The organism is Rhizobium sp. 01T437, from assembly GCF_056398505.1.
Map to the genome: position 1 here is coordinate 22183 of NZ_JBFTPM010000024.1, position 24617 is coordinate 46799.

Here is a 24617-nt window from a genome sequence, read left to right on the forward strand (position 1 = left end):
CTGATCCCGTTGCTGGGCAGCCTCTCGCCCCTATCTCCTCGCCAGCCTCCTCACACAGTCCAGAATATCCGTCTCGCAGACCGGGACTTCCGCCCGCGCCGAGGCATCCTCGAGCCAGCGGTGATAGGCCGCCCAAATCTCCACATCCTTGTAATTATAAATCCTGGCCTTCCTGTCGATCCGGCTTGCCGCCAGAGCCTTCGGCGTAACCGCTATATGGAAGACGAGTTCCCTGTATCGCCAGGGCTCCCAGCCCTTCTGCCGCTCAAACACGCGCACATGAAAATAGGGATCATCGGCGCGCTCCGGCAGCAGCTTGTAGGCGGCAGCCCAGCGCACCGTGTTGCCGGTGACGGAGAGGATGATGTCCTGCTGCCGCTCGTCGGCCAGTGCCGGGGCGGCGGTCAGGCAGAGGGCAAGAAGGAGGGCAGGCAATCGTGCGTGATCCGGCATCGCCTGGCCTGTCTTCTCAGTCACGGCCCGCGCCTTGTATTTTCATAGGCCTCACGCAATGCGGCGCATTGCGCATTCTCCGGCAGCGTGGCGATGCGCAGGCGCTCCCTGCCCGAGAGCGGCAGATGGTCGATCAGCCAGTTCATCAGGGTTGCGGCATCATCGGAGGCGGCGAGCTTCAGGGCCTCGTATTCCGCAAGGCCACCCAGCTGCCTGCCGAGCATGCCCGCATCTCTCAAATCGTCGAGGACTCTCACGCGCAATGCAGAGACGTCTGCCGGGGCCGCCATATCCTGCGCCATCGCAAGCGGGGCGATCCGCACGGCCGCAAGCGCCTCCGGCGGCACGGGTTTCTGCTGGCGCCGGAAGAAGCCGGTCATGCCTGATTTTTCAAAACGGCCATTGGCGAACGTGCCGGTAACCTCGGCAATCTGCACGGCCTGCCTGGCGCGGAAGGAAAAGCGCATCGCCTTGCCGGGGCTGCCGCCGCTGCCATGGCATTCGGCAATCAGGGCGGGAGCGCCGGGGACGAGCTCGGCCGCCACGACAAAGGGCGCGTCGAAGATCGCGAACCTGTCGCCATCGGCGGGCACTGCGGCCTCGATCGGCGCTTCGCCCTGGCTTGAGAAATTCCCGCCGGGCCGGGTCACATTGGCCGAGGCGAAGGCCGGGTAGGGACGGGAGAAATCGATCGGCTCCGGCGGTTTCGGGTTATGGGCGTAGATCTTGTCGGTTGCGACCGCCTCCATCAGGCAGACGAGATCGGGCGGGCGTCTTGCCGGCTTGATCGGCTCGCCGGATGCGGGCTGAAACTGCACCACATAATCGGGCAGCTTGTCGGCGCCGTTATTGCTCGCGCCCTTGTCTGCCGCGTCGAGCTCGGCGCTCCATTCGATGGCGGTCACCGTGACCGCGTAGTCTCCGCCGGGCACATCGATCCAGGAGCCCGGATCATCTTCTGCCTGCGTCATCTGCTGTTCGCCGGGAAGCGCATCTGTATTGTCGATGAACACCCGTCCATGCCGCACGCCATAGGGAAAGGTCCAGCTCGGGCCGGCATGGGACTGTTCCCGCTCGGTCATCGCGCCATCGGTGAGGCGCACGGCAAAACTGCCGTCGCTGCGCGTCGACCAGGCAATCAGCCGGCCCGCGGCACTTTCGAGCGGGTAGACGAAGGGCTCGGAATACCAGGCGATCGGCCAGTCACCGGCATGGGCGAGATCATCGGGATGGAAGAGCACGATATGGGCAACATCGGTCGAAACCATCAGAGCCTTCGAAAATCCCGTCATGAAATATCGTCCCCTGAGAATGTGATGAATGAAACCACGGCGGCATATGGCCTGCAAGGGTGAGGATATAGGCTGATGGCGTGTGTTTTGATGAAGGTCTTTTTGGGGGGAGTTTTTGGAAGGGTGACGCGCGCTTGGGCACGCGGAAGACCAAGATATTCCCGGTGGCCGGTCCGGCATTGCACCGATGGTTTTGCATCCTTGGCAGGTAAAGTGCTAAGAGCTGCCCATGACCCTATCAACAGAGCTAGACTGTCAGGCCTGCGGCGCGTGCTGTTCCTATTCGAGCGAATGGCCGAGATTCTCCACCGAGAGCGATGCCGACCTCGATTTGCTGCCGGCTCAGTTCGTCTCGGCGGATCAATCAGGCATGCGCTGTGATGGTGAGCGTTGCTCGGCGCTCTCAGGCACCATCGGTAAGCAAGTATCATGCGTGATCTACGGCCTCAGGCCGGACGTCTGCCGCACATGCCTTCCCGGAGACGACTCCTGTTTGACGGCGCGTAAGGCCTTCGGGCTGGCGTAGCCGKTTTTGGCGGAGCTTGTTCTTGAAAGGGAACCAGACCTTGCCACGGCAATCGCCAAGGCATCGGCATCAGAACATTCGACCTAGCTGAGGGCCGGGCAGATTTGAAGCAGGTGGCGCCGTGCTTGAGCGTCGGCGCCATCTGCCACGCAATCCAGCCCGCCACTCAATCCAGAAGATCGGCCGGCACCTTGCCGCCGTTTTCCGACAGTTTCTTCATGAGCGCCTTGTGGAGGAAGATATTCATCTTGGCGCTGTCATTCGTATCGCCGGTGTAGCCGAGCTCGCCGGCGAGTTCCTTGCGTTCCGAAAGGCTCGCATCCATTCCGAGCGCCTTCATGAGGTCGACGATCGAATGGCGCCAATCGAGCTTCTGGCCGGACTTCTTCACGGCTGCGTTCAGGATCTGCTCGATATCGGCACTGCTGGCTTGGGCGGGGCTCGATTGAGCCGGCGCCGGCGCGCCGGTCGCGGGCTTCGTCGCTGCCGTGGGCTGAGTGGCAGGGGAAGCTGCGGGCGCGCTGGAGGCCTGCGGGGCGGCGGATGCCGGCTCTGGCACGGGTGCTGCCTGCGCTTTGCCGAAAATCGCGTTCTTGATGCGGTCGAAGACGCCCACGGGGAAACCCTCCTCTTGTGGTTGCGATGGGGAAATGCCCGGATGGAGCCGGGGTTGCCAAATGCTGACCGGGAGAGAAGTAGGGTGGCGAGGCGATCCGCAAAGGCCGCTGACGGGAATCAGGTTCGTGGTGGGCCTTGCCGTATCCGCTGCGGCGCTGAAAGAAGACCCCGCCCCAAACCCATCCTGTCGGATGCCGGGTCGAGCCAGGGGTCTCGACCCGTCCTTCGGACCCCCACAGGTGGGAGGGGCTTAACCTGCTGCACCCGCTTTCCGAATCCTCGCGGGATTATGGAGCAAATGCCACCAACCGATAACGATGCGGCGTTGGCAGCTTTGCGCCACAAGCGGACATTGCGGCTATCGCAGAACTTCGTACTATGCGCCGTGGCAAAAGTTAGGAAAACAAGTGTCGCTTTTATCGGGATTTTCGCGAGGATGCTCATGCAGGTAACGATCCAGCTCGTCAGAGATCCGGGTTCACATGAACGGTCCGCCATTGCCGCGTCGCTGATTGAGTTCAACGCGTCTCGTATCGGGCGTCCGACCGAAGATAAACTGCTGGCCTTAACTGTCACTGAGCCCGAAACGGGAAATATCATTGGTGGGCTTTGGGGCAGCACGATTCATGACCACCTGCATGTCGATCTACTGGTAGTGCCGGAAGCGCTTCGCCATGGTGGTATTGGCCGTCGTCTCATGGCGCTCGCTGAGCAAGAGGCGATAGATCGCGGCTGCCGAGGCGCGTGGCTCACGACCCATAGCTTCCAGGCGCGCGGGTTTTACGAACGGCTTGGGTATGAGGCCTTCGGGATCATGGATGATTTTCCACCGGGACACAGCTTCATCTTTCTGCGGAAGCGATTTGAGACGCCCGGAGACGTAGCGTCATGAACCAGCTGCCGTCATCGCCGCGCAGCACGCCCCTGCGATTGTTGCCGCCGCTGGTGACCATGTCTCGTATCGTTTCTTCGAATTCTTCACCGCCAATATTCGCAATCCCAACACCCGCGGGGCCTATGGGCGTTGGCCCACACTGCCCGAGACCTGCGGCATCGTCGCACTGATTGCCGACGCCGTCTCCGCGATCCATGTTTTTCACCGGCGTCTCCGACATTGGGCAATGCCGTGTCGCAGGAATCCTAAGTTTTGCGGCAAAATCGCGGCGTTATGGAGCAAGTGCCACATGGTTCCGCTAGCGTGTAGTGGGGGCTCGCTCGATATGGCCGACAAGGAGCGACGGCGGCGCTATCATTTGCATACTCTCGGGTGCTAAAATCCCGGTGACGAACAGCGAGGGCGACTGCCAGCCCATCAGACGCCAGACTAGGAGACTGTGTCTTGAGATTGCTGACGCGCCTTTTCCGGAGGTTTTTGGTTTTCTGTCTGGGTGTACTCAGCGTTTGGCTGATCGTCTTCGTTGTTTTCGATACTGCGGACCACAGGTTTTCATGGCTCGCTGCGGTGTGCCTCACATATGGCCTGGCTGCTTACGTCATTCTTCCGAGCGTGGTCCGACTGTCCCTGAAGGTTCTTCATCGGGGGCTGATCCCCAGATACACGATCACGGCCGATGGCCTGCCCGGCGATCCTATAAATTTCGCCCTCATCGGCAATCTTCAACAACTCCGGGAGGCCTTTGCAACGGCGGGCTGGTCCACGGCCGACAATTTGGGGATCGCAAGCTCGTTGCGAATGATACGCGCTTTCCTGATGAACTCTGCCTATCCCACCGCACCTTTCAGCACCTTCTATCTCTTTGGACGACGGCAGGACATAGGATTCCAGGAGCCCATCGACGATAGCCCCCGCAAGCGCCATCACATCCGTTTCTGGGCCCTTAGCCTTGCCCATTCCGAGGACGACATGAGCGCGGCGAGCTTCTGGTTGAATACCGACAGGCCATCGCCCGAGGAGCGCGTCCTATGGGTTGGGGCGGGCACGAGAGATACCGGGCTTTCTCTGACTTGGCTAACATTCCAAGTCACACATAAGACCGATTCCGATACGAACGCCGAGCGCGACTACATAGTCAATGAACTGAGGGCAAAGCAAGTAATCGGGGAGGTCGCGCGGCACCAATCTGGCTCACGTTTGAACACCGGAAAGGTCAATCATTACATTACCGATGGTGAGATCGCGTTTGCCAGCTTGACTGTCAGTGCCACGGGTGCCGGTCACGCCGGTGCCGTTGTCGGGCCGGATACACCCTGATCCGACAAACCAGACCGAATGAGTTCAAAGTGCCGAGCGCCCTTGATCAAGAGAAAGACCGAGTTCCCGCCAGTCTAGGGGGCCTGACAGCCAGCGTGCAACGCGCCGAGCTAAATCGCTCGCGACGGTTTGTGGCAAATTCTCCATGGTCCGCATTTTGCGCTTTCCACAGCAGCGGGTGCACGTCTGCAATGGGCCGACAGCGGTCATCATCACTGCGGGCCGATTGGAGTCATCAACCAGCGACCCAATTGCCTAACACCGAGTTGGTGGCATTTGCGACATAATAACGGATCCTCGACGTTTCGGGGGAGCGAGGCGGTGCCGCGTCTTAGTCCCTCCCTCTTGTGGGGAGGGATTTTGATGAGAGGACAGACCGGGTTGATCCCTGACAGAATGAACCGAATTGGTGGTCGACAAGTCACGGTGTGTCGGAGGGAGGGTCCGATTACGAAAACTCGTTCGCCCGCGGCCCGGCAAGCGTCACGCGCCAGGTCGATTTTGCCCGGAAATCCTGCGTCGCCAGAAATGTATAGGGCGTGGCTCTCCAGGGTTTGACCGTGTTGTTGAGATTGTCGAGCACGTAGTCGCCGTCGTCCATGCGGGCGATCAGCACGACGTGGTTCTCGTCGTGCGGGCCTATCACTACCGAGAGCGCCAGGCGGTTTGCCGGAAATCCGGCGTCGATCAGGTCCTTCATCTTCTGCAGGGCGTAATCCTCGCAGTCGCCCCGGCCGCCGACGGGCAGGGTCCAGACATCGCCGTTTCCGGAAGTGGAGCGATCCTCCGTCGAGTGGACGCGCAGGTTCACGGCGCGGGTGACCTTGCGCAGAAGCGGCATGCCCGCCTGCTCAACCGGTGCCCGGCCGCCTCCCTCAGCGGATGTCTGATGGCAAAGCCAGCGATAGCTGGCGCAAGCAGAAGCGAATCCCACCGGCGCGCCGATATTCCTGCCAACCGGCAGAGGCTGTCCGGCAAATGCTTGAAATTGCGCAGGAAAAAACACGAGGGAAACAAAACAAAAAAGCCATCGCATGAATCACCCCTTTATTGTGCGCAGGGAAGGTAACATAGTTTATACTAAAACTTTAATAAAATTTATTACTTGCGTAATTAACTATAGCTTAAGGAGCTGTGCCATTATCCACAGTTTATTCTTGGAATTAACAGTTCGCTAATATAAGAATTCTCCCAGTTAACGGTTTGTTAACTTTGGGAGAAAAAAGATGATCAGCAAAGCAGCGAAGTATAGCGTCGCCGTTGCTTACCTTCTGGCAAGCAGCAGCCTCACGATGGCCGCGCCGGCAGTTGTCAACTGCGCCAAGGCAGCGCCGGGTACGATTGAGGCCAGGCTGTGCCTGCCAACGAAATCCATCCGTACCGACAAAGACAGCCGCACGGTCAACGACGACAGCAGCGGCAACCGCTTCGGCAACCGCTCCGGCGGCAACTCCGACTCTGGCAAACAGGCGTCGAACCAGACCTCTTCCGGCGATCAGAACAACGGCGGCGATGACGGCAACGGCAACAACGGCGGCTCCGGCCCTGGTGAGGGCGACGGCGATCACGGCGGCCATCACGGCGGCAAGGACCACGATCACCACGGCGGCAAGGATCATGACCACCACGGTGGCAAGGACCACGACCACGATGGTGGCAAGGACCGCGACCATGACGGCGGCAAGGATCACGACCACGATGGTGGCAAGGATCGCGACCACGATGGTGGCAAGGATCGCGACCACGATGGTGGCAAGGATCGCGACCACGATGGTGGCAAGGATCGCGACCATGACGGCGGCAAGGATCGCGACCATGACGGCGGCAAGGATCACGACCACGATGGTGGCAAGGACCGCAATGACAAGGGCGGCAACGATCGCAACGACAAGGGCGGCTCGGACAAGGGCGGCTCTGACAAGGGTGGCTCGGACAAGGGCGGCTCGGACAAGGGCGGCTCCGACAAGGGTGGCTCTGACAAGGGTGGTTCCGACAAGGGCGGCTCGGACAAGGGCGGCTCCGACAAGGGTGGCTCGGACAAGGGTGGCTCGGACAAGGGTGGCTCGGACAAGGGCGGCTCCGACAAGGGTGGTTCCAATAAGGGCGGCTCTGACAAGGGCGGCTCTGACAAGGGCGGTTCCGACAAGGGCGGCTCTGACAAGGGCGGCTCCGACAAGGGTGGCTCCGACAAGGGTGGTTCCAATAAGGGCGGCTCTGACAAGGGCGGCTCCGACAAGGGTGGCTCCGACAAGGGTGGTTCCAATAAGGGCGGCTCTGACAAGGGCGGCTCTGACAAGGGTGGTTCCGACAAGGGTGGTTCCGACAAGGGCGGTTCCGACAAGGGCGGTTCCGACAAGGGCGGCTCTGACAAGGGCGGCTCTGACAAGGGTGGTTCCGACAAGGGTGGTTCCGACAAGGGCGGCTCTGACAAGGGTGGTTCCGACAAGGGCGGCTCTGACAAGGGCGGCTCCGACAAGGGTGGTTCCGACAAGGGCGGCTCTGACAAGGGCGGTTCCGACAAGGGTGGCTCGGACAAGGGTGGCTCTGACAAGGGTGGCTCGGACAAGGGCGGCTCAGACGAGAGCGGTCATGGCGAGGGCGGTCATGACGGCCAGGGCAATGGCGAACACAACCCCGGCTAATCCAGCATCTTGAACCGGAGGAGGGGCTTCAGGGACGAAGCCCTTCTTTCAATGGCGGTATCGGAAATGCGGCCCGGCGACGGTGTCTTCTCGCCACCATCTGCCAGGCGCATTCCCTTTCCTCCCTCATTCCTGTGCCCGCGTGCTGGCGCAAAGGAAGTCACAGGAATTCAGGCGTCGCCTCTGCGCAGTGATGGTGCATATGTGCCGCGTAGATGTCATTGCGCCCAAAAGGGGCGGCGCGAATCTCTGTGAGATAACTCGGACTGGGCCGGGAACACAGAGGTGAGGGAGGAGAGGGGTGTTTGTGAGGGGGCCGGTATCCGGGGAGGGGATGCCGGCTTTGGGGGGGCAGAAAGGGGGTGCCATGAGGTGCCCCCTTTTTGTTGTGCGGAGTACCCAAAGGGGTTCCTCCACCCATCCCGATCTGATCCTGCAACCGGATCAGCCGGTCAGATCTAATTGAGGGGCCGACACCCCTCTGTTCAGAGGTTAGTTTCGCCCTTTCGATGTCTTCGCCAGCATCTCGCTCAGCGTTGCCGCCGAGAGCATGGCTTCGGCCAGAAGCTTCTTGAGCTTCTGGTTTTCTTCCTCCAGTGCTCTCACCCTTTTGGCAGAGAGACCGCCGCTTCCGAACTGCAGGGATTGCCACCGATAGAAGGTCGGCTCGCTGATACCGTACCTGTGGCAAACATCTGCCACCGTCACCCCGGCCTGATGCTCCTTGAGGATGCCCGTAATCTGGTCGTCGTCGAATTTTCTCTTGCCCATCACCGTCTCAGTCCTCGCGAAATGCCCTGTTGAAACTGTCGAGGAGTGGTCTGATGGCATAGAGCGCCACGCTGCTTTGGCCCGTTTCGATCAGTGTCTGCGCGGGCATGCCCGCGACCAGTTCGACATTTCTCATTTTCGCCAGCCGCTCGTCCGTTACACGGATTGTCGCGGCATAGTAGGGCTGGCCGCTCTGCTGATCGATGAGACGGTCCGCTGAAACATATTCGACCCGACCTTTCAGGAGTGGAACGCGCCGCTGATTATATGGAAGGAGGTGAACCTGCGCCTCGAGCCCCGCGCGGACGAGATTGATGTCCTCAGGCCTGACATGGGCAGACACGATAAGGCGATCGGCACGTGGCAAGAGATCGACGAGCGGTTCACCCGCGCCGATCACTCCGCCGATCGTGTGGATGCGCAGGTTCATGATCGTTCCATCTTCGGGAGCACGGATATCGGTCCTCGAAACCTGGTCGTCGATCGCCCGCAAGCGCTCGCGCAGCTGCATGATCCGGCTTTCCGTATCGCGCATGCCTTGGGCGACTTCGCTCAACCGGTCGCTTTCGAGCTTTGCGAGATCGGCCTGTGACTCGCTGATCACCTGATAGGCGCGAGAGATCTGCGCCTCCACTTCACCCTGCCGGCCATCAAGGTCTGCTTTTTCCCGCTGGAGGTTGAGAAGTCTGCTCTTCTTTTCCAGTCCTTTGGCGTTGAGGGCCGTAACCTGATCCATTTCCTGGCCCGAAATCGTGGTCCTGTCGGCCAGTGATGCCTTCTGCGCGCCAAGTCCGACGATTTCCTGCCGCACCTGCGCGATTTTTTCATTGATGATCCCAATTTCCGCCTGCATGACCCGGCGGCGGGCTTCGAAGATTTTCTGTTGCCCGGTCATGATAGCGCTGACCGAAGGATATCGGTCCATGGCTGCCCTCAGGTCGTCAGGATAGGCGATATGGTCGCTGCCCGTCTGCTCCGCAAGCAGGCGGGCGCGGCTTCCTTCGGCGTCCCAAAGTTGCCCTTGAATGCTGTCGCGCTCCGAGCGGGACTTCGTATCGTCGAGCTCGATCACGATCTGCCCGCCCATGACCGCATCGCCGTTCTTGACGAGGATGCGCCGCACGATCCCGCCTTCCAGATGCTGAATGGTCTTGCGGCTGGTTTCCGGTTCGATAATGCCCGATGCGACCGCGGCGCTCTTCAGCGGCGCCAGGGCCGACCAGGTCCCCAATCCGACGATGAAGACCAGGATCAGCAGGTTGCCCGTCCAGGCAACGCCTCTGAGCCCCGGCATGGGCGAAGGGGGGGCGGGGCCGCGCTGTTTCGGATCGATGACCGGAAAATAGGTTGTCTGTTGCACGGCTGGCACTGTCGATCGTCGAGCCAACCGCAGACCCGTCCTTGAGAGATCTGAAAATTTCGCCAGCGCTACGTTCAATTGAACAAGGGTCACGGCGGCGTCCCTCCCTATGTTCCTGTTCGAGACGGCGGTTGAAGATAGGTGTCGTAAATCCGGTCACTGTCGCCGAAGGCAGCCACCGTCCCGTTACGCATGATGGCAATCTTGTTGGTGACCGGCAGGATCCCCATCCGGTGCGTTATGATGACGACGGTCATCCCCCTGGATTTCATGCGCTCGATTGCCGTAAACAGCATTCGTTCGCCGTCATAATCCAGGCTCGAATTCGGATCGTCGAGAACGATGAGAGATGGATTTCCATAGGCCGCCCGTGCCAGTCCCAGCTGTTGGCGCTGAGCGCGAAGGAGCAGTTTCCCCCCTTCGCCGACATCCGTCTCATAGCCCCTGGGGAGCCGCATGATCGCTTCGTGCAGCCCGACCAGCTTTGCGGCATCGATCGCCTTGCCGGGATCTCCTCCGTCCAGCCGGCCGATCACATCCTTGATCGCTCCGCCGAAGAGTTCGATGTCCTGCGGCAGGTATCCGACATGGCGGGTTCCCCCGCAAAGGCGCAGAGCCGAGATATCGACCCCGCCGAGAAGAACACATCCGCTCGTGGCCGGCACGACGCCGGCTATGACGCGACCGAGCGTCGATTTTCCCGATCCCGACGGACCGATCAGCGCCACGCAATCGCCTGGCGCGAGGCGCAGGGTGATATCAGTCAATATCGGCCGATCGGCGGACGGCCTGACATAGCTGACATTATCGAGAATGAGGCCATTGGGTTCCGGTACAGGCACTATTCGGCCGTCATATTCCGATGCAACTGTTATCAGCATTCTGTTCAGGCGATTGAAGGCATTGCGCGCAAACATGAGGGAGCGCCATGCGCCTATTGCGCCCTCGATGGGCGCGAGCCCGCGCCCGAGCAGCAGGCTCGCAACGAAGATGATGCCGGGACTGCCGCTGTTGACGAGCACCAGCCATGTCGCCGATCCCATCATCAGGATCTGCGCGAGCGTGCGGATCGATTTGGAGAAACCAAGAATGATCTCCGTGCGATGCATCGCGACGTCCTGCGCCTTTCTTGCCATTTCCGCATCGCGATAGACGATCTGCGCTGCGCCATCCTGCATGCCCATCGCCCTGATGACCTCGATGTTCTTGAGGGCGGTCGCAAATCGGATATAGCTGCTCGAAAGGGCAAAATTGGCCTGGGTCAGCGGCTCTTTCGTCGCCACTTCCGTCAGGAACGCAAACAGCAGAAGCGCAACTGCGCTCAGAAGACCGATGGTCCCGAGCAGTGGATGAACGAGAAAGAGCAGGAGCAGGAATACCGGCGCCCAGGGAACGTCAAAAAAGAGGGAACTGGCCGGTGAATCGAGAAACTGGCGCAATGCGGACAGGTCCCTGTAGCATTCCGTGGCGGCTCCCGTATCGGCAAGAGTGGCATATTCGAATGATGCGGTCAGCACCATCGGCCGCAGCCTGTGGTCCAGCCAGCTGCCGATGCGCGAAAGGGCTGCCCTGCGCACGATATCCAGCATGGACCCGACCAGGACGGCGATAGCGATGATCAGCGTCAGCATCAGGAGCGTGTCGGCGCTTCGGCTCGACAGGACCCGGTCATAGATCTGCAGGAGATAGATGGAAGGCGCCAGGAGAAAGAGATTGTAGCCGCAGCTATAGAGGAAGACCAACCCGAAGGCGCCGGCACAGGCTCGGAGCGCAACAACGAGGTGGGTCTGGGTGTGCAATGGTTTTATGGAAATCGTTGCCATTATCAGATCTCACTGCATTTGATACTGACACGAAGAGGACGCTTGCTGGTTCAGCAATACAGGAGGGTCGCCAGCCGAAACCGGCGACCCTCAGGGTCTGAGTTCATGAGCCGAGATGGCTGACGTCGATATGGCCGAAGGCGTTTATGAAATGATCGAGAGCATTGTTCACCGTCGTCGTTTCGGTTTCGGGATTGGTGTGAACCACTGCCGACGAGATATCGCCGCCGAGAGCATTGTTCCCGTTGCCGCCGTTGCCGCCGACGCCTGCCAGGATGGTGGCATGCTGGTCAGCCACGAGCTGGGTGTATTGTGTTGCGGTCGTAGCCGCATTCACAGTCGCCGTGTCGCCGCCGCTCGTATTTCCTTGACTGCCGTTGGAGGTAGCCGCTCCCCCTGCGCCGCCTGCGCCGCTGGTGAGCGATGCCAGGAAGCCGTTCTGGGCCTGGCTGAAGCCACCGGGTCCACCGCCGCCGGCCTCCCAATCTGCCCCCTGCCAGACGTGATCGCCGTTGTGCACATCAGTATCTGCCCCGTAGACCTTTTGCGTGGGGTCCACATAAGCAACCGGGTTGTAGTCGATATTGCCATGATTGATGCCATCGCCGCCGTTGCCGGCATTGGCGTCGCCTGCATCCGGGTTGTGGAGATAGATCGTGTCAGACATTTGAGGAATAGGCATTGATGTCGCTCCTTCTACTTCGTTTCTTCCGGGTTTATTCTACGGTGTTTCCCCCTACGGTGTGGGTATTCAGGATGCCACCGCCAGCCAATACAACCGCGGGCGAATATTGCCTCTGATTTAATCTTTGAGCCATCTAGATATTCGGTGACGTTCTTTTGGCTGTATACTTGGAAGTGACGGAGCGTTGTTTTGGACTGTTCTTTGGTAGTTTGGCGTCGGATAGCATTGTTACGATCATGTCTGCGACCTCACCGAAGCGACGCCGTTTTTCGAAGCACGGCCGCCCAGGCGAACCGGCTCTGTTGCGGGGTTCTGATCAGGCTGCGCCTGGCAAAGAAGACCCTGCGTGGGGCTGAAAGACTCTCATGACACGCCGCGAGAACGGGGGGGCAAGATGTGAGGCCTCCAACCCGAAGGCGGATTTAGCGCTCGCAAACGCGCATAACGGGCGCTGCGGCCATGACAGCCAAATGGCTACAGATCTAGCCGAGGGGATGTAGCCGAATTGCAGGCTCTGCTTTTCGTCCGTTCAGATGCACAATGCCTGAACAATTCAGCCTGCATACCGCTGCACGCTCGGTTGCCGTGCGGTTGTCCGCGGAATGGAGACGGTAATGACGGAAACTCGTCCCTTGTCGGAAGACCTGCCCAAGTCAGGCTCCGATCAACACCTCGCCCCCAACGTGGCCGCGGGGCATCTGGCATTGGTGCCGACCTGGCTTCCATTGGATGTTGCTTCCGGTCCAGGCTATAGCTCAGCCGGCAGCGGCGGTGATGGAATAAGCGACGGCGTGATCAGCAGCAATGCATTGGCCGTCTTCATGCCGTCCAATGCCGCTATTGCAGGACCGCATTCGAGTGCCGACGCCGTCCAGGGCAATGATGCGTTCATCAATCAGCATCCCACCGAAATGGCCGGGATAGGCGGGAATGGTGGAAGCGGTAATGTTGCCATCGGCAGCGGCGAGGGCGCCGGTCATGCCGGCAGCGGCGGCAATGGTCTCTTCTATGGTGGGCTCGTCAGCACCGAAACCGCGGTGTTTGTCCCCGTCAATACGGCCGTGGCGGTGGGCCCTGGCGCGGAAGCTCACGCCCTGCAAACGAACAACGCGCTGTTCCTGCAGGGCGCAACCCAGATCGGCGGCATGGGCGGCTCGGGCGGAGACCATAATGCTGCGGGCCATGACGCGTTGAGCCCGGGAACGTCGCTTACATTGAACGGCGACTTTTATGCGGGCCATGGCGGCAATGGATATTTCGTCGGCAGCATCGTCGACGTGAGTATTGCCATATTCTCACCGATCAACATCGCGATCGGCGCCGCAGGCGGCTCGGCTGAGGCGCATCAGACAAACAATGTCATTTTCGATCAGGGCGCTGTGCAGATCGCAGGCATCGGCGGCAATGGCGGTGGCTTCAACCTGTCGTCGGACACGATTTTCACCGGCAACCATGCGGGCGGCGGTGGCGGGGTCGGATCGTCAACCGGCAACATGGTCGACGTCAATTTCGCCTATTTCCATCCCATCAACATTGCCGTTCCCGCCGGCGGGACGGCGGAGGCCCAACAGATCGATCATGTTCTCTATGACCAGCATGCGCTCCAGATGGCCGGCATCGGGGGCCACGGCGGAGAGGGCAACCTCACGGACGCCCATTCGGCTCTCGTCGACGACATTCTGGGCTTCATGCATAGTTAGGGATCACGACCCATCAACCGAACAAAATCTCGCAAGACGACTGCGAGCCTCCGACGGATCTCGATCAGCCAGTCATGGGCAGCCGGCCGATGCGGCGGTGAAAACCGCCAACTGAGCATCGAAAGCACGCTCGAAGGCGGGCCGCGCTTCGCCGCGGGCGACATAGGCCGAGAGGTTCGGATATTCCTCCAGAATGCCCGATCGTTTCAACCTGCGCAGCACCGACACCATCATCAGGTCGCCGGCGGTGAAGGCACCTTCAAGCCAGTCGGCATCGCCAAGCCGGCTGGAAAGGTCGCCCAATCGATCACGGATGCTTTCCTCGACGAGAGGCCGGCGCTGCTCGTACCAGGGCTCGTCGAGGCCGCGGTTGATGATCGGCGGCTCCACCGTGTTGAGCGCAGCGAACATCCAGGTGATCGCGCGTGCGCGGGCATTCGCATCGTGTGGCAGCAGGCCTGTATGGCGCTCTGCGATATGGAACACGATCGCCCCGGACTCGAAGAGGGCGAGATCGCCTTCCTCATAGGTCGGGATCTGCCCGAAGGGCTGACGCGCGCGGTGCGCCGGCTCCTTCATCGCTTTGAACGAAACAAGGCGAACCTCGTAAGGCTGTTCCACTTCTTCGAGCGCCCAGCGAACGGGCATGTCACGCGCCAGTCCCTGGCCGCGATCAGGCGACCGTTCAAAGACGGTAATGGTGGGGGCAATCCTGCGGGTCATCGTCGTCTCCTTTTGGCGTGCTATCCGAGAGACGATTGAAACCGGACCGGTCCGACAACGCGTCGCCAAAACCGGCGAGCGAAACATCCATTCATGTCTATTTCGGCTAAGTTCAGGACCTATCAATCTGGATTGAGATGCCCGCTGGCATGAATGCGTCGATAGGGCCGAGTTATTCAGTAATCATAACGAGTTATCAGTAATCTTGTTCTTTTGTTGCTTTTCGCGCTGGTCGTTTCGCTGGAGAGGTCGGCGAGTGATTTGAACCGAGATATGGACACAAAGCCGGGCCGATCGGCAGCTCACTATATCCAACGGCTCTTTCCTGAATGGATCTGTAGCAGATCGCCTGCCTTTTCAGTGCCTTTGAAAGCTTTGTTGACGCGCTTGCCATACGTGAATTCGGCGAAGACTGGTAAGTCTGCAGCGACAAGTCGCTTCAACAGCGCCTCATAGATAAGCTTTCAAAACTGCTCTACGGGTCCAGTTGTCTCTCACCGGATTCTTATAGACTATAAGAATTATCATGAGAGATCAGACTATTGATGGCCGTAATACACTCATTTTTTATCATGACATGAAGCGAGAACAGGAATATTGTGAATAGCTGTTGGGTTGCAAATCTTCTGGGGAGCACGCAAGTGTCCGACAGTGCCAAGACTAAGCGCCGAATGGGGCGCACTGCACCAACTGTGATCATAATCGAGCATTCTACACTGGCGCGCACCACCGTGGTGAAGCTTCTTGAGCATGAACTCGCCGGTTGGAACTTTATCGATTTGATCTCGACCGAGAGTCTCGACCGAGCTCTTGGAGCTGAGGTGCGTTTGATTGCATTGGATTTGGCCGGCAGAAGTATCGAGAGCATTAGCCTGCGTGATGACCTTGCGGCCATTGCTGCACGTTTTCCTGAGGCTCCTATCACGTTGCTCTCAGGTACGGATGACGCCTTCATAGCCCGTCAGGCGCTCACGATGGGCATCCGCGGCTTTTTCACGACTTCACTGCCCATTGACATTGCCCTTGCCGGTCTTCGTCTTGTTCTGGCAGGGGGAACATTTTTCCCGCAGCTCATGGGAGCTGTTACAAACGGCTCGAACGAGCATATCCCGGTCAGAACCGAGGCCGAAAGAAGGCTGGACGACAGGATGCAGTACCTGGCGATTGCCGAATTCACTCCGCGGGAAGCGGATGTGCTGGCAGAGCTGCAAAGCGGCTGCTCAAACAAGGTGATTGCGGGAAAACTCAATCTGTCGGGGCATACGGTGAAGATGCATCTGCAGCACATCATGCGCAAGCTGCAGGCGCAGAACCGTACTGAAGTGGTTGCCCGCCTGGTTCAAAGAGCCGCCGGCGGGCATGACGCCGCGCCGAGTTAGGCGAGGTCGCCAGGGAAGGGCGCTGTCGCAACGTATTCGCACTCTCAAAGCCGGCGTATGCCACGTCCTCTATACCCATCAGGGAGACGGTCGGTGTGAGGGGCCAAACACGCGGACGCCTCCAAGTCTGCGGTGGCTGACCGCAAAAGCTCGAGCGTGTCGCGGCTATCGAGCCAGAAGGGTCCTTGCCCGCTCCAGATCAGCCAAGGTATCGACGCCCAACGGTTCGGTCTGAATAACCGTTGCGTCGATCCGCATGCCCGCTTCTATGGCGCGGAGCTGTTCCAGGCTCTCCCGCTGTTCAAGAATGCCACGTGGAAGGTGAACATACCGCGCAAGCGCCTCCCGCCGATAGGTATACATGCCAACATGGTGGTAGTGTTTGCCGGCTCCGGCGGGAATTGCTGCACGGCTAAAGTACAGGGCACGCCCAATCGTCTCACCCGGGTGGATGGCCAGAGCTATCTTCACAACTTGGGGGCGTGGAGCTCAAGAGGATTCTCAATCTCTGTGGCAAGTGTCGCAATCTCGCAATGTGCCTCTCGCGCCAAAGGCGTCAACGTAGCCCGCACAGTCGCAGGATCAATGGTCGGCAAATCACCCTGGAGAACAACGATAACGTCATATTTCCCTTCCGCATCGACCAAGCTCGTTGCTGCGAAAGCCCGATCCGACCCAGTTGGAAGCGCCGCGTCGGTCAAGACAGCATCGCCTCCCAAGTCCCTGATGACATCAACGATCTCTTGGTCTCCACAGGCGACGACAACCGGCCCCACATCAGCTTCGATTGCCCTGCGCCAGACATGAGCGATCATTGGTTGCCCATTGATATCAGTCAGAGCTTTGCCAGGGAGCCTTGTCGAGCCAAGGCGCGTCGGTACTACGACGAGCGGACGCATTAAGATTTTCTCCAAAATTCGTGTTGGGTTTCCGAATGATAGGAGACTGTGGCAGATTTTTCCATACATCACGGGCAAGCTGCAGGCGCAGAACCGTACCGAAGTGGTCGCCCGCCTGGTTCAAAGAGCCGCCGGCGGGCATGACGCCGCGCCGAGTTAGGCGGTGTCGCCAGGGAAGGGCGCTGTCGCAACGTGAGAAGGGCAGGGCCACGCATATCTTCGATGCCGGCCAGGACCGAGCTGCATTAGCCGAACCGTTCCACCAGGAAATCGATCACCGTCCGCAACATCGCCGTCGGCCGCCGGTTCGGCGCGTAGACGAGGTACATCGGGACAGGCCGGTAGGACCATTCCGGAAGCACCTGCTCAAGCCGCCCTTCGGCGATGTCGGCGGCCAGCAGCAGTTCCGGCTGAAGCGCCACTCCCGCGCCGCTGAGCGCTGCCATGCGCAGCGCCGCGCCCTGGTTGGTCGAGAATTTTCCGGAAATCAGCACATCGCGCATTTCGTCTCCCGGCCCGATCAGGTGCCAGCGATCCTGCATGCGCCAATAGGAGTGGCCGAGGCAGAGATGGTTCGCGAGATCCTCCGGCGAGGCCGGCCGGCCATGGCGGGCGAGGTAATCAGGCGAGGCTGCGAGAATCCGCCGATAGGGGGTCAGCGGGCGGGCGACCAGGCTGCTGTCCGACAGCGGGCCGATGTGGATGCCGAGCTCGAAACCCTCGCCAACGAGGTCATGGACGTTGTTGTCGAGCGATAGCTCGATGCTGACGTCGGGATAGGCGTTCTGATAGTCGATCAGCGCCGGCACGAGGTTCTGTGTTCCGAAGCTCACCGGCGCAACCAGCCGAAGCCGGCCGCGCGGCGCCGATTGGAGCTCGCTTGCCGAAGCCTCGGCCAGCGCCACTTCGGCAAGCGCGCGCTTGCAGCGCTCGTAGTAGAGCTGGCCAATCTCCGTCAGCTGATGGCGCCGCGTGGTGCGATGGATGAGCTTCGCCCCGAGCCGGGCCTCGATCGTCTTGATATGCTTGGCAACCATGGCAGGCGACACGCGCGCGGTCTCTGCCGCCGCCGCAAAACTGCCGGCGTCGATAACCCTGACGAACATTGCCATGCCGGCCAGCTTGTCCATGATTGCCTACCTGCAGGTTTCGAATGACGATACCTGCAGCTTATTTATCAACCCCGGCATTTACAACATAGTCGTCATGCCCGAGCCAAGGCGACGGGACATTGCCAACGTGACCAAGGAAAAAACATGCCCATTCTTCACCTGCAGATGCATCCCGGCCGCACCGACGATCAGAAACGCGCCTTCGTGCGCGAAGCCACCAGGGCCGCCGTCGAAACCCTGGCGTGCCCGCCTGAATCGCTGGAAATCCTGATAACGGAGATCGGCAAGGATTCCTGGGCGGTCGGCGGCAAGCTGAAGTCCGAGGCCTAAAGCGTGTCGCGCAAAAGTGTGCAGCGGTTTTGCGATAACGACATGCGAAAACAAGAATCTAAAGCGCGACAAGCGAATCTTGGAGATCGCGACGCGCTTTAGAGACGGCCCGCGGCGCCTCAAGCATCGGCCCGGAAATCGCAATCGATTTTCGGGCGATTCTCGGACAGCCTGATGCGATCGTCAAAGAGGCAGACCGTCCTTTGGGCACCCGCCCGCGCATGGCCCTGGCGCCTTCAATCCCCGTTACCATTGTTACCATTTCGCTGGAATTGCCACTCGATACCGGTAATGCGCGTCGGCTTGACGATGTGCATGCGCGCCTGCAGCAGCCGCAGCGTTGGGACGAGCTTTTGGGGATCGGCAATCTCTGCAGGGACGGGTCTGCCCATCTCCTTGTAATGCAGCTCCATTTCTTCCCGAAAGTCTCTGATATCGAAGGTGTCTACGCCTGCGTTGTACCAGTCAACCAGGATGACATCGCATACAATATCGAGGCTGTTCGGGTCGTCGGCATCGAGCAAGGGCGGCATTGGCGGACCTTCTGAAGATGGAGTTCATCCTTAAGCGTCCCCCGAGGCAGTCTGTTCTGACGCAGTTTCGTCAGATGGCTGGTGAAGACATCGGGGCTCGCCACCCAGCACCAAGACGAGCCCCAGCCCCGGTGCTTGTCTCATCTGCGCCCTTCACCGTGACAATGCGATTAGACGCCTGCGCATGACGCGCAGCAATTCGACCAGTTGGATTAACTCGGCGGTTCGAGCCTGAAAATCCCAGCTTCTGCGGGATTTTTTCGCCCGGAAGCCGAAAATAAACCTGTGGATAAAATTGGAACCGTGCATTGTGATTAGCCTGCCGCGACCACTGGTTAATCCCGCCCCGGTATCGCCACACTACCCATACGGATCGTAATCCACCGCCGCCTTCACCCCTGTCCGCACCCGGTGATGTGCGTGTTTTACCATCGGTGCAGGACGCGAAGCGTGAATTGATGCGGCCGGCGAGTAAATGCCACCAACGCCGCCGTCGGCCCGTTGCAGACATCAGAAGTCGTCGTCTGCCGCATTCTACCCCAAGGCTTCGTCGAGCGCCTTGCGGCCGATCCCGGCAAGCCAGGCGCGGAAAGTGAGGATTTCCGGATTGATCTCGCGCATGAGATCCAGATCCACACGTTCTGCCAGTGGACCATCTTCCAGGCTGCTAGCCATGTGCGCGAGGTCGGCATTGGCTGCGAGAACATCGTCGGGAAAGCGCGCATAGGCGATCGTGCGGCCGGCGATTTCGCTCAGGGCGGCTTCGAGTTCGTAGCCGGTAAGCCTGTCGCTTGCGATTTTCAAGGTGACGCCGCCGAACCGGGCCTTATCGGCGAACATGGCCGCAACGAATTTCCCGATGTCGTCCACAGCGGTCAGCTGGATCGAATGCTCTGGCCTGATGAGCGAGAACAACTGCCCCTTGTTCAGGCCGAATCCGGGCCGCACCAGCATTTCCATGAAGATCATCGGCCTGACGATCGTGGCCGTGACAGGCGATTTGCGGATATGCGCCTCTATGCGAGGCTTGGCGTCAAAACGCGCCACACCCGTCGGCTTGTCGCCGACGCTGGCGCCCGAGGAATAAACGAGATGCGTGACGCCGCTTTCGACGGCCAGGTCGGCGATCGAAGTCCCCAGGCGTTCTTCCTCCTCTGCCGACAGGTTGGCCGGCAGCACGCTGAAAACGCCATATGCGTCTTGCATCGCCGCTCGGATGGCATCCTCGTCCTCGAACGATCCGGGCACGATTTCGACGCCGGCGTCCTGCAGGGCGATCGAGGCTGGGGCCCCGGTATTCAATACAAGTGCGCGTACAGGTCGCTTCGCTTTCAGCAAGGCTTTGGCGACCGATCCGCCCTGACGACCGGTGGCGCCGAAAACGAGAATTGGATGCTTGTCATTGGTCATTGAGAACCCTCGCGTTGAACAGTGACCGTCCATATATACGAGTAGAAAATCGCCGGAAGACGGCACATTTTTCAGCGTCAGGCACAAGGATGATACGCTTGGACAATGGTATCGGGCCCGGTTCCCTTCAGGGACCAGAGGACAAACCACAATTCAGGCCGATCCCGTCAAACGGGATTTGCACACGGCTGGGCGATAAGTGGACTGTGCATGTTCTATGGCGGCTGTCTCTGGCAGATGAGCAACGGCTGCGCTTTTCAGCGCTCAGGAAAGAGATCGACGGTATCACCCAGAGAATGCTGACGCTGACACTGCGCAACCTGGAGCGCGATGGCATGGTGATGCGTCATTATTTTCCCGAAGTGCCGCCGCGCGTCGAATATAAACTGACCGATATGGGCGCCGGCGTTCTGCACGCTCTTGAGAGCATCAACCTGTGGGTCCGGGACAATCTGCCCGTCATCGAAGAGCATCGTCGCTCCTATGACGAAGCCCTGAAGTAGTCTCTTGAGTATGTCGCGCAAAATGCGCAACCACTCCGCCACGCCACCTATCCATAGACATCATAATCCACCGCAGCCTTCACCCCTGTCTCCGCCCGGTGACGAATCTTCTTGACCACCGGTTGCGCGAATGTCAGCGCCAGCGCATCGCCCTCGTTGGGCGAGGGCAGGCCGCGGTCCTTCATGTCTTCCTTGCTTTCGAGCTGGATCTTGCCATCCAGCCGCGCCACGGTCTCCGGGCCTACCAGATCCTGATAGAGAACCTCATTGGCGGGATCGATCGCGCCGCCGGCCTTCAGCCAGCGTTTCATCTGGCCCCAGATATAGGCGCGCATATTGTAATAGCCGGGGTCCAACACCTTGGTGGAACCGAACCAGACGAGCTGCCAGGAGCGGCCCATCACCGTGCCGGCGCTGGCGATGCCGGTGCCGTAGCCGGCATCCACTAAGACCGCATCGGCCTCATACTCATCCTCCAGCCTGGCGATGAGATTGGCGACCTCGATATCATTGTCGTTGCGGGCAATGGTGGCGAGCCGCTTCGAATAAAGCCCCTGGCGCAGCATGATCACCGTCGGATCATCGCCCGTCCAGGCCGGATCGACGCCCAATATGACGGGCGCGAAGGCATATTGCTCGGAGCGAAGATGGACGCTGCGCGCCCGGTCGGCATCGTTGGCGGAGATGAACTGCATGGCGGACTGGCTCGGAAACTGGCCGCGCACGCGCACCTTGACGATATCGCTATCCTCGCCGTGATCGTCCACGAGACGTTGAAGGAACTGTTTGTTGGTGCCCGGCACCGAGCGGCTGTCGATCTGCCGTCCGGTCCAGCGGTGGCGGAAACGGCGGAAGCATTCGCGGAAGCGGCCGCTGTTTCTGGTCGGGTTGCCGAAGACGATCCAGATGATGACGGTGTCCTCATCCGTCAGCGCGCCTTCGGCCACTTCCCAGACCTTGTCATGGATCTTCGAAGCCTCGTCGAAGAGCAAAAGGATGATCTTGCCCTTGTTGTGCAGGCCGGCGAAGGCTTCCGTATTGTGCTCGCTCCAGGAGATGAAATCCTGCCGCCAGCTTTCGCTGCGATCAGGGTCGCGCGACTTGATGGACATGGCCTGCACATCGAACCAATGCGCGGTGATCGAAAGCCGGAACCATTTGCCGATCTCGGGCGCCGTCTTGGTGCGCAGCTGGCCCTCGGTATTGGCTGTTGTCACGATCTTGCAATCGGCAAAACAGGACATGGCCCAGTTGGAGAGCATGCCCATTTCCGCCGATTTGCCGATGCCGTGGCCGGAGGCGACGGATATCTGCAGCGGCTGGTAGCGGGTTTCGGGGTCGGCGAGATGGGCGCCGATCACCTCGTTGATCTCATCCTGCCAGGGGCGCGGGCCATCGTAGCCTGAGAGTTCGCCCATGCCCCAGTCCCAGGCAAGCCGGCTCCAGCGCTTCGGGCTGAAGCGGCAGGCGGCGGCGAGCTCGATGATCTCGTCATTGGGATCGCGGCTCTCGTTGGATGAGGGCAGGGGCTTTCGCGGCATCATGGGCCTATTGCGCCTCGCCATCATTGCCCCCTTCATGTCGCCCTTCGCTGCGCCTTTGCGCCCGCTCCAGCCGCTCGGCGAGCGCGCTCAAGCCCTTGTGCTCGACGATCTCCTTGAAGGCATTGATGCGGATATGCTTGCCGATCAGCTCCAGCCGGCGCAGCCGCTCGGCGAATTTCACCTTTTTCACATGGCCGATTTCGCGGCGCTCCTTGCCCGTGCCCTCGTAGAGCGCGGAGATTTCGACATCCGTCACCAGCCCCTGCCGCCAGATGGCAGGCCATTCCTTGATCGGCAGGAGATCGCCATTCTCGTCATAGAGATCGCCGAGATCGGCTTCCGCTTCCGCTGCGAGCCGCGTCAGCAGCCAGTCCGCATCGATCCTCGTGCGCTCGGAGGGCTCCGCCTTCGCCCTTGCTATGGCTGCGGCGATATCAGGGTTCTTTAAGAGCCTGCAGGCACTCTCCTTCGCTCCGCGCGCCGAATAACCCGCCCTTATCGCCGCCTGCGCGCCGATGGGATCGGCGAGATATTCCTCCACAAAGCGCTGCTGCCGCGCTGTCAGTTCGCTCATGCCATCACACCTCGGTTTGCCGAGGAGATAACCTGATAATGGTTGGTGCAATGAACGGAAAGGCAACGGAGAATTGTGAACGGCGGGCGGGAACCTTTCGGGAGCCTATGCGTTTCGTGCCTCAGCCGCTTTTCGTGCCACGCCATTCCGGAGGAAAATGGATCGATCTGCCTATCTCAAAGTAAGAAACTCCCCACGGAATACGTTTGTCACGCGTAAATCCAAACCCTAACCACCTGATCTTTTGAACGACAAGATATTCGTTGCGTGAAGCATTGAATTGACCAGCGATTTATTAGAATAGAGGAGCTTGCTGATGCTTGAGAAACTTAAGAATGCTATCGGTGCATCTGAAAAGGCGCGCCGAGACAGGGAAATCAGCAGAATTGGCTATAGCGAAGAGCCTTCGAGGCTCGTCGTCGAATTTTCCGACGGCAGCCTGCACACCCATGTCGATGTCATCGAAGGGCACATTGTCGGCCTGCGCATTGCCGAGGACAAGCTGGATTTCTACGAATCCCAGATCGAGCCGTCGAACCGCCCGTTGGAAGCCGAAGGTGCAGGGCGCAGATGAGCCCAAATCATCACGGGCAAGGGGGCGAGCACGGGGGGCGGCATGACTACGCGGCAGGTGCTGCTGCCGCGCCCGGCCAGCGCGGGGCGCAGTCTCAAGATATCTCCGGGGATCCCGGCACCCGCCCGAGGGTGGCGACGCTGGAACTCGCATCGCGGCTGATCAAGGAGATCACCTATGATCCCGCGACACAGATCCTCGAGGTCGAGCACCGCCTGAACCGCCGCCGCCGATATTTCAACGTGCCTCCCGCCGTTGTCCTGAATCTGATCACCGCGCCATCGCCCGGCTGGTATTACACGCAGCACATCCGCGACGCCTTCCCCCGCGACGACGACGAACCCCATCGCCACTTTTCCTTCCCCCGGCTTTTCTCCCGCAGCCATCATCACTGAGACAGGCAGACCGTCGAAGCCGCGCCCCGATGAGGGGGCCGATGCTGCAGGCACGGCTGCAAACGGGGCTAAGTCATTGATCCTGAATAAGTGATCCAGGAAAGCGAAAAAACTTTTATATTTTTCTCCGTCATTTGGCGCTCTCTCCTGATTTGAATCTCTTTACGCGTATTTTTAGGGGTAAGTGGATCACTTATTCAGGATCAATGACTTAGCCTGAATTTTGGCCGTTTTTGCCGCACTATTCCAAATTCTTATTCATTTTCAGGTGGTTAGGGGCGAGAGGAAGAAAAATGCGAACTGGTGGCGGCGCTTTTTGGGGTTCTGGGCGACGCCGAACCCGCCCTCCGGCCAGGTCTGAAATGCGGGCCGCCTATAGTTACGAATATGCTAATTCAATGATAGATAGCATTCTGCCAAAGTGAAAAGGCAGCCTAACAAAGCTGTAAATCTCTATTTCACAGCGTCTTTCTTTGCGCTCGACTGTCGCTCGCGGCAGGCGCTCTTTCCCCGTTATTTCAAATATGCTACTATAAAGGGAGTTAGGGAGGGTAACATG

24 protein-coding genes and 2 pseudogenes are annotated in these 24617 nt (G+C 59.8%); 10 read left to right on the plus strand and 16 right to left on the minus strand.

Features of this window, described 5'->3' with window-relative positions:
* Positions 1-30 precede the first annotated feature (30 nt).
* Together AC1DM5_RS31305 and AC1DM5_RS31310 are read right to left on the minus strand one after the other, a co-directional pair.
* Positions 31-477: a DUF5086 family protein gene (locus tag AC1DM5_RS31305; protein ID WP_477823984.1), complete on the minus strand. Its 447-nt coding sequence runs from the start codon at positions 475-477 to the stop codon at positions 31-33.
* Complete coding sequence (locus AC1DM5_RS31310; protein ID WP_477823985.1) at positions 474-1745, minus strand: hypothetical protein; 1272 nt, start codon at positions 1743-1745, stop codon at positions 474-476. Before AC1DM5_RS31310 ends, AC1DM5_RS31305 begins: the two co-directional genes overlap by 4 nt.
* Positions 1746-1974: 229 nt before the next feature.
* Between AC1DM5_RS31310 and AC1DM5_RS31315 the strand changes: the two genes are divergently transcribed.
* Entirely contained in the window at positions 1975-2271 is a 297-nt protein-coding gene (locus AC1DM5_RS31315) for a YkgJ family cysteine cluster protein (protein ID WP_477823986.1), read from the plus strand.
* A 166-nt stretch (positions 2272-2437) separates the two neighbouring features.
* Here the strand turns inward: AC1DM5_RS31315 and AC1DM5_RS31320 are convergent, their stop codons facing one another.
* Positions 2438-2887 (minus strand): DUF3597 domain-containing protein, encoded by a 450-nt coding sequence (locus AC1DM5_RS31320; protein ID WP_477823987.1) that lies wholly within the window; start codon positions 2885-2887, stop codon positions 2438-2440.
* A 300-nt stretch (positions 2888-3187) separates the two neighbouring features.
* On the opposite strand from AC1DM5_RS31320, the gene AC1DM5_RS31325 reads away from it, so the two are divergent.
* Both AC1DM5_RS31325 and AC1DM5_RS31330 read left to right on the plus strand, forming a co-directional pair.
* Positions 3188-3781, plus strand: a complete 594-nt coding sequence (locus AC1DM5_RS31325) for a GNAT family N-acetyltransferase (RefSeq protein WP_477823988.1) — start codon at positions 3188-3190, stop codon at positions 3779-3781.
* 447 nt (positions 3782-4228) lie between these two features.
* The gene (locus AC1DM5_RS31330; RefSeq protein WP_477823989.1) at positions 4229-5101 is read left to right on the plus strand and encodes an LssY C-terminal domain-containing protein; all 873 of its coding nucleotides are present in this window, start codon (positions 4229-4231) and stop codon (positions 5099-5101) included.
* Between the two features lie 448 nt (positions 5102-5549).
* Here the strand turns inward: AC1DM5_RS31330 and AC1DM5_RS31335 are convergent, their stop codons facing one another.
* The 6 genes from AC1DM5_RS31335 to AC1DM5_RS31360 form a co-directional block, all read right to left on the minus strand.
* On the minus strand, positions 5550-6137 hold the full coding sequence (locus tag AC1DM5_RS31335) for a transglutaminase-like cysteine peptidase (protein WP_477823990.1): 588 nt from the start codon (positions 6135-6137) through the stop codon (positions 5550-5552).
* 127 nt (positions 6138-6264) lie between these two features.
* The gene (locus tag AC1DM5_RS31340) at positions 6265-7365 is read right to left on the minus strand and encodes a pentapeptide repeat-containing protein (RefSeq protein ID WP_477976553.1); all 1101 of its coding nucleotides are present in this window, start codon (positions 7363-7365) and stop codon (positions 6265-6267) included.
* An 870-nt stretch (positions 7366-8235) separates the two neighbouring features.
* The gene (locus tag AC1DM5_RS31345; RefSeq protein WP_007827499.1) at positions 8236-8514 is read right to left on the minus strand and encodes a transposase; all 279 of its coding nucleotides are present in this window, start codon (positions 8512-8514) and stop codon (positions 8236-8238) included.
* A 7-nt stretch (positions 8515-8521) separates the two neighbouring features.
* Positions 8522-9967: an HlyD family type I secretion periplasmic adaptor subunit gene (locus AC1DM5_RS31350; RefSeq protein ID WP_477823509.1), complete on the minus strand. Its 1446-nt coding sequence runs from the start codon at positions 9965-9967 to the stop codon at positions 8522-8524.
* Positions 9968-9981: 14 nt separating this feature from the next.
* Positions 9982-11697 carry a type I secretion system permease/ATPase gene (locus AC1DM5_RS31355; RefSeq protein WP_477823510.1) on the minus strand — a complete coding sequence of 572 codons (1716 nt, stop codon included), beginning with the start codon at positions 11695-11697 and terminating at the stop codon, positions 9982-9984.
* Between the two features lie 103 nt (positions 11698-11800).
* The gene (locus tag AC1DM5_RS31360; protein WP_477823511.1) at positions 11801-12379 is read right to left on the minus strand and encodes a PE-PGRS family protein; all 579 of its coding nucleotides are present in this window, start codon (positions 12377-12379) and stop codon (positions 11801-11803) included.
* Positions 12380-12996: 617 nt separating this feature from the next.
* On the opposite strand from AC1DM5_RS31360, the gene AC1DM5_RS31365 reads away from it, so the two are divergent.
* Positions 12997-14082, plus strand: a complete 1086-nt coding sequence (locus tag AC1DM5_RS31365; protein WP_477823512.1) for a hypothetical protein — start codon at positions 12997-12999, stop codon at positions 14080-14082.
* A gap of 72 nt (positions 14083-14154) precedes the next feature.
* Here AC1DM5_RS31365 and AC1DM5_RS31370 read toward each other — a convergent pair whose 3' ends face one another.
* Positions 14155-14793 carry a glutathione S-transferase family protein gene (locus AC1DM5_RS31370; RefSeq protein WP_477823536.1) on the minus strand — a complete coding sequence of 213 codons (639 nt, stop codon included), beginning with the start codon at positions 14791-14793 and terminating at the stop codon, positions 14155-14157.
* Between the two features lie 683 nt (positions 14794-15476).
* On the opposite strand from AC1DM5_RS31370, the gene AC1DM5_RS31375 reads away from it, so the two are divergent.
* Positions 15477-16184: a response regulator transcription factor gene (locus tag AC1DM5_RS31375; protein ID WP_477823537.1), complete on the plus strand. Its 708-nt coding sequence runs from the start codon at positions 15477-15479 to the stop codon at positions 16182-16184.
* A 165-nt stretch (positions 16185-16349) separates the two neighbouring features.
* Here AC1DM5_RS31375 and AC1DM5_RS31380 read toward each other — a convergent pair.
* Positions 16350-17083 (minus strand): annotated as a pseudogene (locus tag AC1DM5_RS31380) (3-deoxy-manno-octulosonate cytidylyltransferase).
* A 64-nt stretch (positions 17084-17147) separates the two neighbouring features.
* On the opposite strand from AC1DM5_RS31380, the pseudogene AC1DM5_RS31385 reads away from it, so the two are divergent.
* Positions 17148-17243: pseudogene (locus tag AC1DM5_RS31385) on the plus strand (DNA-binding response regulator); the annotation flags it as partial.
* An 85-nt stretch (positions 17244-17328) separates the two neighbouring features.
* Here the strand turns inward: AC1DM5_RS31385 and AC1DM5_RS31390 are convergent.
* Entirely contained in the window at positions 17329-18213 is an 885-nt protein-coding gene (locus AC1DM5_RS31390) for a LysR family transcriptional regulator (protein ID WP_477823513.1), read from the minus strand.
* 42 nt (positions 18214-18255) lie between these two features.
* Here AC1DM5_RS31390 and AC1DM5_RS31395 point away from each other — a divergent pair, with 42 nt between their 5' ends.
* The gene (locus AC1DM5_RS31395) at positions 18256-18525 is read left to right on the plus strand and encodes a 4-oxalocrotonate tautomerase (RefSeq protein WP_442205894.1); all 270 of its coding nucleotides are present in this window, start codon (positions 18256-18258) and stop codon (positions 18523-18525) included.
* Between the two features lie 236 nt (positions 18526-18761).
* On the opposite strand, the gene AC1DM5_RS31400 is transcribed toward AC1DM5_RS31395, so the two are convergent.
* Together AC1DM5_RS31400 and AC1DM5_RS31405 are read right to left on the minus strand one after the other, a co-directional pair.
* Positions 18762-19058 carry a hypothetical protein gene (locus tag AC1DM5_RS31400; protein WP_477823514.1) on the minus strand — a complete coding sequence of 99 codons (297 nt, stop codon included), beginning with the start codon at positions 19056-19058 and terminating at the stop codon, positions 18762-18764.
* A 534-nt stretch (positions 19059-19592) separates the two neighbouring features.
* A complete protein-coding gene (locus AC1DM5_RS31405; protein WP_477823515.1) occupies positions 19593-20468 on the minus strand; it encodes an NmrA/HSCARG family protein in 876 nt (291 codons plus the stop codon).
* An 89-nt stretch (positions 20469-20557) separates the two neighbouring features.
* On the opposite strand from AC1DM5_RS31405, the gene AC1DM5_RS31410 reads away from it, so the two are divergent.
* Positions 20558-20971 (plus strand): winged helix-turn-helix transcriptional regulator, encoded by a 414-nt coding sequence (locus AC1DM5_RS31410; protein ID WP_477976547.1) that lies wholly within the window; start codon positions 20558-20560, stop codon positions 20969-20971.
* A gap of 47 nt (positions 20972-21018) precedes the next feature.
* On the opposite strand, the gene AC1DM5_RS31415 is transcribed toward AC1DM5_RS31410, so the two are convergent.
* Complete coding sequence (locus AC1DM5_RS31415; RefSeq protein WP_477823516.1) at positions 21019-22536, minus strand: terminase; 1518 nt, start codon at positions 22534-22536, stop codon at positions 21019-21021.
* Positions 22520-23089, minus strand: coding sequence for a terminase small subunit (locus AC1DM5_RS31420; protein ID WP_477823517.1), 570 nt, complete (start codon positions 23087-23089; stop codon positions 22520-22522). The genes AC1DM5_RS31415 and AC1DM5_RS31420 overlap by 17 nt, the downstream gene beginning before the upstream one ends.
* Before the next feature lie 316 nt (positions 23090-23405).
* On the opposite strand from AC1DM5_RS31420, the gene AC1DM5_RS31425 reads away from it, so the two are divergent.
* Together AC1DM5_RS31425 and AC1DM5_RS31430 are read left to right on the plus strand one after the other, a co-directional pair.
* Positions 23406-23663: a KTSC domain-containing protein gene (locus AC1DM5_RS31425; RefSeq protein WP_113324987.1), complete on the plus strand. Its 258-nt coding sequence runs from the start codon at positions 23406-23408 to the stop codon at positions 23661-23663.
* Positions 23660-24058, plus strand: a complete 399-nt coding sequence (locus tag AC1DM5_RS31430) for a KTSC domain-containing protein (protein ID WP_477823518.1) — start codon at positions 23660-23662, stop codon at positions 24056-24058. The genes AC1DM5_RS31425 and AC1DM5_RS31430 overlap by 4 nt, the downstream gene beginning before the upstream one ends.
* The last annotated feature ends 559 nt before the right edge of the window (positions 24059-24617 follow it).

What these genes read in the sequence shown, in the direction of transcription:
- AC1DM5_RS31375 (WP_477823537.1), top strand. Translation starts at nt 15,477, where the DNA reads ATGGGGCGCACTGCACCAACTGTGATCATAATCGAGCATTCTACACTG.
- AC1DM5_RS31355 (WP_477823510.1), bottom strand. Translation starts at nt 11,697, where the DNA reads ATGGCAACGATTTCCATAAAACCATTGCACACCCAGACCCACCTCGTT.
- AC1DM5_RS31410 (WP_477976547.1), top strand. Translation starts at nt 20,558, where the DNA reads ATGATACGCTTGGACAATGGTATCGGGCCCGGTTCCCTTCAGGGACCA.
- AC1DM5_RS31360 (WP_477823511.1), bottom strand. Translation starts at nt 12,379, where the DNA reads ATGCCTATTCCTCAAATGTCTGACACGATCTATCTCCACAACCCGGAT.
- AC1DM5_RS31405 (WP_477823515.1), bottom strand. Translation starts at nt 20,468, where the DNA reads ATGACCAATGACAAGCATCCAATTCTCGTTTTCGGCGCCACCGGTCGT.
- AC1DM5_RS31400 (WP_477823514.1), bottom strand. Translation starts at nt 19,058, where the DNA reads ATGCCGCCCTTGCTCGATGCCGACGACCCGAACAGCCTCGATATTGTA.
- AC1DM5_RS31390 (WP_477823513.1), bottom strand. Translation starts at nt 18,213, where the DNA reads ATGGACAAGCTGGCCGGCATGGCAATGTTCGTCAGGGTTATCGACGCC.
- AC1DM5_RS31335 (WP_477823990.1), bottom strand. Translation starts at nt 6,137, where the DNA reads ATGCGATGGCTTTTTTGTTTTGTTTCCCTCGTGTTTTTTCCTGCGCAA.
- AC1DM5_RS31420 (WP_477823517.1), bottom strand. Translation starts at nt 23,089, where the DNA reads ATGAGCGAACTGACAGCGCGGCAGCAGCGCTTTGTGGAGGAATATCTC.
- AC1DM5_RS31310 (WP_477823985.1), bottom strand. Translation starts at nt 1,745, where the DNA reads ATGACGGGATTTTCGAAGGCTCTGATGGTTTCGACCGATGTTGCCCAT.
- AC1DM5_RS31425 (WP_113324987.1), top strand. Translation starts at nt 23,406, where the DNA reads ATGCTTGAGAAACTTAAGAATGCTATCGGTGCATCTGAAAAGGCGCGC.
- AC1DM5_RS31430 (WP_477823518.1), top strand. Translation starts at nt 23,660, where the DNA reads ATGAGCCCAAATCATCACGGGCAAGGGGGCGAGCACGGGGGGCGGCAT.
- AC1DM5_RS31415 (WP_477823516.1), bottom strand. Translation starts at nt 22,536, where the DNA reads ATGGCGAGGCGCAATAGGCCCATGATGCCGCGAAAGCCCCTGCCCTCA.
- AC1DM5_RS31345 (WP_007827499.1), bottom strand. Translation starts at nt 8,514, where the DNA reads ATGGGCAAGAGAAAATTCGACGACGACCAGATTACGGGCATCCTCAAG.
- AC1DM5_RS31315 (WP_477823986.1), top strand. Translation starts at nt 1,975, where the DNA reads ATGACCCTATCAACAGAGCTAGACTGTCAGGCCTGCGGCGCGTGCTGT.
- AC1DM5_RS31325 (WP_477823988.1), top strand. Translation starts at nt 3,188, where the DNA reads ATGCCACCAACCGATAACGATGCGGCGTTGGCAGCTTTGCGCCACAAG.
- AC1DM5_RS31365 (WP_477823512.1), top strand. Translation starts at nt 12,997, where the DNA reads ATGACGGAAACTCGTCCCTTGTCGGAAGACCTGCCCAAGTCAGGCTCC.